At 51.9% G+C, this 9,887-nt stretch carries 11 protein-coding genes; 7 read left to right on the top strand and 4 right to left on the bottom strand.

Features of this window, described 5'->3' with window-relative positions; genetic code table 11:
* Positions 1–553: 553 nt before the first annotated feature.
* The 4 genes from rpmH to mnmE all read left to right on the top strand — a co-directional run bounded on the left by rpmH (position 554) and on the right by mnmE (position 4,410).
* Positions 554–688 carry a 50S ribosomal protein L34 gene (rpmH, locus tag ACU6TU_RS17070; RefSeq protein WP_100820372.1) on the top strand — a complete coding sequence of 45 codons (135 nt, stop codon included), beginning with the start codon at positions 554–556 and terminating at the stop codon, positions 686–688.
* A 13-nt stretch (positions 689–701) separates the two neighbouring features.
* Positions 702–1,109 (top strand): ribonuclease P protein component, encoded by a 408-nt coding sequence (gene rnpA, locus ACU6TU_RS17065; protein WP_447142561.1) that lies wholly within the window; start codon positions 702–704, stop codon positions 1,107–1,109.
* A gap of 117 nt (positions 1,110–1,226) precedes the next feature.
* On the top strand, positions 1,227–2,912 hold the full coding sequence (gene yidC, locus ACU6TU_RS17060; RefSeq protein WP_447142560.1) for a membrane protein insertase YidC: 1,686 nt from the start codon (positions 1,227–1,229) through the stop codon (positions 2,910–2,912).
* Positions 2,913–3,039: 127 nt separating this feature from the next.
* Positions 3,040–4,410, top strand: a complete 1,371-nt coding sequence (gene mnmE, locus ACU6TU_RS17055) for a tRNA uridine-5-carboxymethylaminomethyl(34) synthesis GTPase MnmE (RefSeq protein ID WP_447142559.1) — start codon at positions 3,040–3,042, stop codon at positions 4,408–4,410.
* Between the two features lie 3 nt (positions 4,411–4,413).
* On the opposite strand, the gene ACU6TU_RS17050 is transcribed toward mnmE, so the two are convergent.
* From ACU6TU_RS17050 to rdgB, 4 genes are all read right to left on the bottom strand, one after another.
* Positions 4,414–5,259, bottom strand: coding sequence for a 23S rRNA (adenine(2030)-N(6))-methyltransferase RlmJ (locus ACU6TU_RS17050; protein WP_447144287.1), 846 nt, complete (start codon positions 5,257–5,259; stop codon positions 4,414–4,416).
* A 146-nt stretch (positions 5,260–5,405) separates the two neighbouring features.
* Positions 5,406–6,089: an OmpA family protein gene (locus tag ACU6TU_RS17045; RefSeq protein WP_447142558.1), complete on the bottom strand. Its 684-nt coding sequence runs from the start codon at positions 6,087–6,089 to the stop codon at positions 5,406–5,408.
* A 63-nt stretch (positions 6,090–6,152) separates the two neighbouring features.
* Positions 6,153–7,331 carry a radical SAM family heme chaperone HemW gene (hemW, locus tag ACU6TU_RS17040; RefSeq protein ID WP_447142557.1) on the bottom strand — a complete coding sequence of 393 codons (1,179 nt, stop codon included), beginning with the start codon at positions 7,329–7,331 and terminating at the stop codon, positions 6,153–6,155.
* Positions 7,324–7,932, bottom strand: coding sequence for an RdgB/HAM1 family non-canonical purine NTP pyrophosphatase (gene rdgB, locus ACU6TU_RS17035; RefSeq protein ID WP_447142556.1), 609 nt, complete (start codon positions 7,930–7,932; stop codon positions 7,324–7,326). The genes hemW and rdgB overlap by 8 nt, the downstream gene beginning before the upstream one ends.
* A gap of 207 nt (positions 7,933–8,139) precedes the next feature.
* On the opposite strand from rdgB, the gene ACU6TU_RS17030 reads away from it, so the two are divergent.
* Genes ACU6TU_RS17030 through ACU6TU_RS17020 form a run of 3 tightly spaced genes read left to right on the top strand, consistent with a single transcriptional unit; the run spans position 8,140 to position 9,806 of the window.
* Entirely contained in the window at positions 8,140–8,838 is a 699-nt protein-coding gene (locus tag ACU6TU_RS17030; protein WP_447142555.1) for a LuxR C-terminal-related transcriptional regulator, read from the top strand.
* 24 nt (positions 8,839–8,862) lie between these two features.
* A complete protein-coding gene (locus tag ACU6TU_RS17025; protein WP_447142554.1) occupies positions 8,863–9,381 on the top strand; it encodes a CsgE family curli-type amyloid fiber assembly protein in 519 nt (172 codons plus the stop codon).
* Positions 9,382–9,434: 53 nt separating this feature from the next.
* Positions 9,435–9,806 (top strand): curli assembly protein CsgF, encoded by a 372-nt coding sequence (locus tag ACU6TU_RS17020; RefSeq protein ID WP_447144286.1) that lies wholly within the window; start codon positions 9,435–9,437, stop codon positions 9,804–9,806.
* Positions 9,807–9,887: the final 81 nt, after the last annotated feature.

Below are 9,887 nucleotides of genomic sequence, written 5' to 3'. Positions count from 1 at the left end.
TCAACTCACCATCGGTTGAAAACGGCCGAGTATTGTAGCGCCCCAAACCCAAGTTATCCACACAAGTATTGCATGCCGAGCCTCTGTGGATAACCCTCTGGTTTTTTATGCCAGAGCTCTCTGGACGAACTGGGGAAAAGAGCTGAAATAATGAAAGACGGCATTTTATACACCTATTTTTCACAGCTAGACTACTGCTTAAGAACCGTTTATCCACAGATTTTTTATTATTGCAAAACTATGAATATAAACGTATTTAAATGGTTATCCACAATTTCTATCCCCACTATTAATAACAGTAGTAAAAAAGATTAAAACAATAACTGTTAAAGGTACGATGTTGTGATCTGACATGAACATACCCGTTCATCGCAGCTACATATCCGAGGCTTTCTCAAGCCCTTTGAGGGATCTCCAGACAAAAAAATTGCACCAGGCGTACTAAAGCTCTACAATTTCCGGTCTTGAATTAGCGGCTCCCGGAACAGTTTCTTGCTGATCCGGGCTCCTGAAATCGACGTTCCGTCCTAAAACCACCTGGGAATAACGAGTTATGAAACGCACTTTTCAACCTAGCGTTCTCAAGCGCAAGCGTACGCATGGCTTCCGTGCACGTATGGCAACCAAAAATGGCCGTGCCATCATCACGCGCCGTCGTGCCAAAGGCCGCAAGCGTCTGAGCGCCTGAATCCGGATTGCGTGTGCTCCGTCAAGGCTATCCCCGGTGTTTACGACTGCTTAATGCTGGGGATTTTAGTCACGTTTTTGAACGCGCTGACCTGAAGGTTCACGGCAAAGGCATGATGGCTCTTGCTCGTTGGAACACACTCGGCCACCCTCGACTCGGCTTAGTGGTCAGTAAAAAAAATGTGAAGCTTGCCGTACAACGCAACCGTTTCAAACGCCTCGTGAGAGAGTCCATCAGACTGCGCCAGCATCAGTTTCCGACACTTGATATTGTCGTACTGGCAAGACGCGGCGTACACGATCTCGATAACGATACGTTACATCGTCAGCTACATGGCATGTGGAAACGGCTGCAACGTGAAGCGAAACAGCATGAGTGCATGGTTTCAACAGCATCAGAAAGTACTCAACGTGACGCTTGACGATACTACGCCGCCGCTCGACCTCGGCCTGCCGTTTGGCAGGCTTTTGTGTGTCATAGGTCGAGTAAAAAAGCATTGCGCCATTAGCATGTTCACCACCCAGCGGGCAGAACCCTCATGGACGTAAAACGACTTATCCTCGTGATTCCATTGGCCGTATTGGCCTATTTACTGATTGTTCAATGGAATCAGGACTACGGTCAGCCAATAGATACTCCGTCCTCCACCGAAGTCACACAGCGTAATACGCTGACTTCGCAAGAGGCTCAGGATGATGGCGGCTTGGCTATTCCGTCGAGTGCTTCTCAGAATGCTGACATTGAAGAAGGGATGTCAGCGGATGAAAGCACGACCAGCAGCCGTGACTTTATTGCTGTCACCACCGATGTACTTGATGTGCGCATTGACCCACACGGCGGTGATATTATTTATGCGGCATTACCCCAGCATAAATTTAGCCTGAATTCTGAACGCAATTATGTCCTGCTAGCGGATAATGAAAGCCTCAGCTACGTCGCACGCTCCGGCTTGCAGCTTAATGATCAGGCCAACCGGATTGTTTTCACGCCGGAAAACACGGAGTATCTGCTGGGTGAAAATGATGAACAGGTCGTTGTAAATCTGACAGCTGATGTTGATGGTGTTGAGATTACTAAACGCCTGACATTTAAGCGCAACAGCTATGCGGTTAGTGTTGATTATTACGTGACGAATAACGGCGAGTCTCCCGTTAGTGCACGTTTTATCGGGCAGCTGGTGCGCGATAACAGTGAAGACCCTTCTAGTGGCGTGGCCATGGGCATGAATTCCTATCTGGGCGCTGCCTTCTCAACGCCTGAATCGCGTTACGAAAAAATCGATTTTAGCGATATCCAGGAAAGCAAATTCTCCAGCCGCGAAGCGGAAGGTGGCTGGATTGCGATTATCCAGCACTATTTTGCTTCTGCCTGGGCACCGCCTCAGAATCAGCAGAACCTGTATTACGCCACCACCGATTCTCGCGGCCGTAATGTGGCGGCCGTCGCAGGCCCCACTCAGCAGATAGCACCCGGTAATGAAGCCAACCTGACCGCTACGCTATATATGGGTCCCAAGGTTCAGGACTACATGGAACAAGTAGCGCCGAACCTGGAACTGACCGTGGACTACGGCTGGCTATGGTTTATTGCTAACCCGTTATTCTGGTTGCTCGACAAGATTCATGACATCGTCGGTAACTGGGGCTGGTCAATTGTCCTGCTGACAGTGCTGGTTAAGATTGTCCTGTTCCCGCTCTCGGCCAAGGCGTATAAGTCAATGGCCCGTATGCGTAAACTCGGCCCGGAAATGCAGCGTCTTAAAGAGATGTATGGCGATGATCGCCAGAAAATGTCTCAAGAGATGATGAAGTTCTATCAGAAAGAGAAGATTAATCCGCTTGGCGGCTGTCTTCCGATTTTGATACAGATGCCTGTCTTCATCGCACTTTACTGGATGTTGCTGGAGTCGGTTGAGCTGCGCCATGCGCCGTTTATGTTCTGGATTCAGGATCTCTCGGTGAAGGATCCCTACTTCATTCTGCCGATTCTGATGGGCGCTTCGATGTTTGTTCAGCAGATGCTGAACCCGACACCGCCGGACCCGATGCAGGCCAAGATCATGAAGATGCTGCCCATTATCTTCACGTTCTTCTTCCTGTGGTTCCCGGCAGGTCTGGTCATTTACTGGGTCGTGAACAACATCATTTCGGTGGCGCAGCAATACTACATTACGCGCCAGATCGAGAATGATCCGAGCATCGGTAAAGGCAAACTCACCAAGTAGGCTACCTCGCCTGAACTATCTGCCTTGAAGGTCGATGGTTAAACCACCCAGACCCCCGCTTCGTGCGGGGGTCTGGCGTTTCAGGGCGGATAAATTCACAATATGACCACTCACCAACGGGGGCACCATGGCCGAATCACTTTACACACTGGACACCATTGCGGCACTGGCGACCCCACCGGGGCGCGGTGGCGTGGGTATTATTCGTCTCTCCGGGCCGGATAGCGCACGCATCGCAAGCTGCATGCTTGGCCACTGCCCTGCGCCCAGGCAGGCGCACTACGGTCCTTTTCACGGGCAGACAGAAGTTATCGATGAAGGGATTGCCCTGTATTTTGCCGGACCGCACTCTTTCACCGGTGAAGACGTGCTGGAACTACAGGGTCATGGTGGCCCGGTCATCATGGATCTTTTACTTGAGCGTAGCCTGCAGCTCGGCGCCCGGCTCGCGCGTCCTGGCGAGTTCTCCGAACGTGCCTTTCTCAATGACAAGCTCGACCTGGCCCAGGCAGAAGCGATTGCTGACCTGATTGATGCCACCTCCCGACATGCCGCCGAAAACGCTGTCCGTTCATTGCAGGGGGAATTTTCCAGGGTCGTGCATGCGCTTGTCCAACGCTTGATTGAACTGCGTGTATACGTTGAAGCCGCGATCGACTTTCCTGAAGAAGAAATTGATTTTCTCGCCGATGGCCATGTCGCTACCCACTTGCAGGAAGTGACAGACGCACTTGAAAACGTTCGTAAAGCCGCTGGGCAAGGTGCCCTGATGCGAGAGGGCATGAACGTTGTGATTGCTGGGCGACCCAATGCGGGCAAGTCGAGTCTGCTTAACGCCCTGACCGAACAGGATACCGCGATTGTTACCGACATTGCCGGTACCACCCGCGATGTGCTGCGCGAGCATATCCATCTGGATGGAATGCCACTGCATATCATTGATACAGCGGGGCTGCGTGACACGCCCGATGCCGTGGAAAAAATTGGCGTTGCACGCGCCTGGGCGGAAATAGAAAAAGCCGACCGAGTGCTGCTTTTGGTCGATGCTTCCACTACAGACGCCGTCGACCCCTTGGCGATATGGCCGGAGTTTGTTGAGCGCTTGCCAGAGCGTTCCCGGCTAACGCTGGTCCGTAATAAAATTGATACCAGCCAGGAACCTGCAGGCATTGACTTATCCACACCCCAACCAACGCTCAGGCTATCAGCCAAGACCGGAATGGGTGTGGATAACCTAAAACAGCACCTGAAAGATATCATGGGATATTCGGCTACCACCGAAGGACGCTTTTCTGCGCGCCGTCGCCACCTAGATGCACTGGATCGCGCCCGTGATGCCTTATCGACAGGTCAGGCGCAACTTAAAGGGTATGGGGCGGGGGAACTGCTGGCCGAAGATTTACGTGAAGCACAGCAAGCCCTCGGAGAGATTACCGGTGAGTTCAGTGCAGATGATCTTCTAGGCGAAATTTTTGGCAGCTTCTGTATCGGGAAATAACCCCTACTCTTCGACCAACCATTCACCATGGTACTGACATTGCTTCCCTAGTAGAGGCGTAATCTCCGCCATGGCACGTGCCAGTTGTTCATCCAGGCCCCATGGCGGATTAATCACTAACATCCCGCTACCGTACATGCCGTGGCTGTCTTCACTGGGAGTACGCAGTTTAAGCTCATTACGCCAGATCTTCCCGATGCGGCTGTTTTTCAAACCGGTTAACAGCGTGTGGTGGTGCCCAGCAGGGAGTAGTGGATACCAAATCAGCATGACAGCGTGGCGAGCTTTTGCCAGGCAGTACAGGGTCGTTTCCAGCACCTCCTGGTACTCCGCTTTACGCTCATAACTGGGGTCTATTAACACGCACAAACGTGGCGTTGCCACCGGCAAACGTCCGCTTAATCCTGTCAGCCCGTCTGCGTAAATACGCTGCGCCTGAGCGGGAAGCGCCTGCGTATTCAAGTGTTCGTGCTCACCAGGGTGAAGCTCAAACAATGTAAGGCGGTCTTGCTCACGTAGAGACTGTGAAAGCCACCAGGGAGATCCAGGATAGTGAGTGAGCTCGGCGGCACATGGCTGGGCCGTTTCCAGCGTATTGAGCCAGCGGCTTAACAAGGAATCTGTCACATCTTGCCGAGCCTGCCAAAGAGGCCAGATACCGTCGCGGTACTCTTGCAACCGCTGTGTCTCTTTGACGGCCAGTGGATACATGCCTCTTCCGGCGTGGGTATCGATATATGTAATGGCCGATTTTTTACGTAATAAATAATCCGACACAGCGTAAAGTGATAGATGCTTCTGCACATCGGCAAAATTACCGGCATGGTAAGCGTGTTGGTAGGAGAGCATGATTTTCCCTTTGAGCGTGGACAAACAGGCCACCAATGAAAAACCCGCTACTCAGGTAGCGGGTAACGTTGCTGTTCTGCCATGAGGCCAATTCAGCCGCTTTTTCAATTCAATAGCCTCAGTTCCACAACTATTTCCAAATGGTATCAGGGCTGTTGATAGTTACGTGCCGCATCCGTTGGTGTCAGTGTAATCTCGACACGGCGGTTCTGAGCGCGCCCCTGGTCATTATCATTACTGGCAACGGGCTGAGTTTCACCATATCCACGCATGTTAAGGCGCCCGGACGACACGCCGTTCTGACTCAGGTAGTTACCGACGGCTTGCGCACGGCGTTCGGAAAGGCGCTGATTGTAGCTGTCGTCACCCGTGCTGTCGGTATGGCCCGCAACATTCACCCGAGTATCGGTGTAGTTACGCAAGACATTAGCGACTTCATTGAGGGAGGAGCGCGCCTGTGTGGTCAGATCGCTTGAATCAAAACCAAAGGTGATGCTGCTGGGCATGTTCAGCACGATATCATCACCGCGACGATCGATTTCGATGCGCGAACCCTGAAGGTTCTGGCGTAGCTGTTCTTCCTGGCGGTCCATATAGGCCCCAATGCCCGCCCCGGCAGCAGCACCAACGGCAGCCCCGATCAGCGCACGGTCACGACGACTGGTGCTACCATCGCCAGAAAGCGCACCGGCGGCAGCGCCAATAGCCGCACCAATGCCGCCCCCGGTTGCCGTGCTGGAACGTTGCGTATTGCCGCCATAAGGGTCAGAGGCACAGCCGGCGACTAATAGTGCCGCGGCCAATGGGGTCAGTAGTCGATTGAAACGCATCTAATACTCCTAAATTCTAGTGAGCGTGGTCGTGGCCATGCGGATTACCAGAACATGGACAAATTAAAGGTCACTGATCTCTGCCAGTAACTCGTTCAAGAATAGTAGACCTTGAGGAGAGGCTCGAAGCCTTTCCGGCGATTCCTCTAAAAGTCCTTTTTTCGTAGCACTTTCAAGCGATACCTTCAGCACTTCAATCGGCTGGCCGGTATGCGTTCGCCAGGTTGACATTGGAACGCCATCCGTCAGACGTAAGGCGTTCATGGCAAACTCAAGGGGCAGTTCCTGCGTTTCCACGGCCCGCTTACCCGCCAGAAAACCACGAATGTCATCAACGCGACGCAAATAAGCATCCGGTTGGCGGGTTTTCCAGCGTCGTTCAATGGCTAAGTCGCCATCACGGGTAAGGCGACTTAGCTTACCGTGGGCACCGGCACCAATACCGAGATAATCGCCAAATTGCCAGTAGTTGATATTATGGCGACTGGCTCGCTCTGGCTGTGCATAAGCGGATATTTCATAGCGATGGTAGCCAGCGCGTTGAAGATGCTCATGTCCTAGATCCTGGATATCCCACAAAGTTTCTTCATGAGGCAAGGTCGGCGGGTGAGAGTGGAAAGCGGTATTGGGTTCAAGGGTCAACTGATACCAGGAAAGGTGCTCAGGTGATAGCGCCAACGCTTGCTCGATATCGGCCAAGGCGTCGTCAGGTGTCTGCTTGGGTAAACCGTGCATCAAGTCGATATTGAGGTTATCGAAGCCTGCCGTACGCGCCTGTTCAACGGCCTTGATCGCCTCTTCGCTGCCATGGATACGCCCTAACGCTGAAAGCTGTTCCGCCTGAAAACTCTGCACTCCCAGGGAAAGGCGATTAATACCGGCATCACGATACCCCTGAAAGCGGCTTTGTTCTGTTGTGCCTGGATTCGCTTCCAGCGTGATTTCAATGTCAGCGGCAAACGGCAGACGGGCCTCAATCGATTGCAGCAGCGTTTGATAAAAACGCGGAGAAAGAAGACTGGGTGTGCCGCCGCCGATAAAGATCGATGTCAAAGCACGCTCACTCACTAGCGGCAGATCATGTTCCAGGTCCTGTAACAGCGCTTCAAGGTAAGCGTCTTCTGGAAGCTCACGCTGATGAGGCTCATGCGAATTAAAGTCACAATAAGGGCACTTACGCACACACCAGGGCGTGTGAATATAAAGCGATAAGGGCGGTAACTGAGATGACCGTTCAGGCATGTACCACCCGTAACGTATCCACCAATGTCTGTAACGCACGTCCACGGTGGCTCAAACGGTTTTTACTCTCGGCAGGTAACTCAGCCGCGCTCATCCCCTGTTCAGGTAACCAGAAAAGCGGGTCATAGCCAAAGCCACCTTCACCGCGTGGAAGAGCCAGTATTTCCCCCTCCCAGCTGCGCTGAACAATCAACGGAACGGGGTCCTCTGGATGACGTAAATACACTAGCACACACCAGTAACGGCCGCTGCGCAACCCTTCTTCATAATGGCTAAGTGCCTCAAGAAGCTTGGCATTATTACGCTCATCACTCTTCGGCTCGCCCGCATACCGGGCGGAATAAATGCCCGGCGCGCCGTTCAGGGCATCCACTTCCAGTCCTGAATCATCCGCCAAGGCCGGTAACCCACTGGCCTGACTGGCCGCTCGCGCCTTGATCAACGCATTTTCCACAAAGGTCAGGCCAGTTTCCGGCACATCCTCTACACCAAAATCCGCCTGTGGCTGCACATTGATACCCAAAGGGGCAAGCAGTTGATTGAACTCACGCAGCTTGCCTGCGTTACCGCTGGCAAGCACAAGGGATTTGTCTGTCGTCATTGAAGTCTCCTGACATTTCATTACATACGTTGAGTAAAAATGAATTTCTGACAAAAATAATAATAAATATTAATAGCTTATAAAAAGTTAACTAAAAAATGCTATTTATATTCCAATACAGTTAGTAACAAATATTTACGTTTTGTAGTTTTTGACTAACACTGATTTAACTATTCACTCACCCTTTATTGGTAAGAGGTGCTAATAATGACACAACCGAATACGCGAGGGACTGTCTATCTCGTTACCGAAAAAAGTCCCCAAACTCAATTGTTTGTTGACTATCTCGGGGATAAGACAGGTTGCTGCGTACGCACGCAATCACCGTCTGCATCGCTGAAATCAGCCCCGGCAGGTAACGCATTAATACTGATTGATAGTGACCATACTGATATCGATGCCTTGGTCGAATGGCAGGAAAAACTGCCTTCCGACTTGGCGAGCGTGCCCATCGCCGCCCTCAATATCCATGATATCAACCACGCCCTGGAAACGCTTGCTTGCGCACAGCTGAAAGGCGTGTTCTATCGAAACGAGAGCCTTGATGTTATCTGTAAAGGCATTCACGCACTACTGGACGGTGAGCTGTGGATGTCACGCGAGCTGATGGCCCGCCTGATCCTGTTTTACCGCAAATATCAAAGCAATGCGTTTCGCCCCGCCTGCGGTCTGACCAATCGTGAAATGGAGATTATCACCTTACTCAGTGCTGGCGCTTCGAATCAGCAGATTGCCGAGAAACTTTTTGTTAGCGAACACACCGTCAAGTCTCACCTGTACAACATTTTCCGCAAAATAAACGTACACAACCGTATTCAGGCGCTCAATTGGATTCAGCAAAACCTTGGGCCAATCCTGCCCAATATTGATACCGCTCGCAGCTTGAAACACCAGCATATTTCATGACGGTCTCACGAGAGAGGAGCGGTTATGAGTCTATTACGTATTACCGCCTTATTGGCACTGACGACAGCGTTTATTGTGCCAGTTGCATGGGCACAAACCTTCGTTGCTGACGATGGCGTCACAGTGCAGGAGCAGGAGCAGGCCGATGTGAATGCCATTAACCAGCTGGAAAGTCCTGACGGGCCAGCTTTACAGCACCAGCCCAATGGTAGCAGTGAGCTAACGGGTGTCATGGTCGATCGCACAATCACGATGGCAGGAAAAACCTTCTACCGTGCCTTTAGCCAACGGGCCATGGATAACCGCATTATTGGTAACGCCACGATCACCATTCTTGAACGGCCCGATGCCCGCTGGGGCAGTCAGGTATGGATCACGGAAGGCAACCGAATGTATTTCCGTACACAGCTCTCCCCCAGGATCAACGAAGCGGACCGTGTTGCTGGGGAAGCCGTGCAAATTGTCGAAGAGGCGCTTTTGCGTCATCAGCTGACATCCGCCATCACCTCAGAGAAAGACTTGGGAAGAGAGGAGCTTTTCTAATGAAACCATTTGCCCACCTAAACCCTAGACAATGTGCGGCTATTGCCATCTTGATGGCCGCACCGGCGCTTGCCTCTGCAGGTGAGCTTGTTTATCAACCCATCAACCCATCATTTGGGGGTGACCCCTTTGTAGGTAGCTATCTGATTGGCAAGGCGCAGGCGCAGGATACGAACACCGACCCTAATGCTCGCCGCGCGCAACCAACATCCGCCACGGAACGCCTAATTCAAAGCCTGGAGAGCCGTCTTATCTCGCAATTGATTTCCGATGTCAGCCGGGGAGAAGTCCAGGAAGGCAGTTTTGACAGCGATGAGTTTGGCGTGGTGGTCAGCGATTCCAGCGGTGAGTTGGTTGTCAGAGTTGTCGACAAGGTGACAGGTGGTGTCACTGAAATCAGCGTTGGCGGCTTATTCAACCCTTGATTCAGATTGATTATCCAACCCTAAAACGCACGAAAATTAAAAAAATCAATAACCCATAAAATAGCGGATATATCAGGGGAT

The sequence above is a fragment of the Halomonas sp. LS-001 genome (assembly GCF_052983955.1).
Note: the sequence above shows the minus strand (reverse complement) of the source record. Positions and strands in the feature narration are given on the sequence as shown.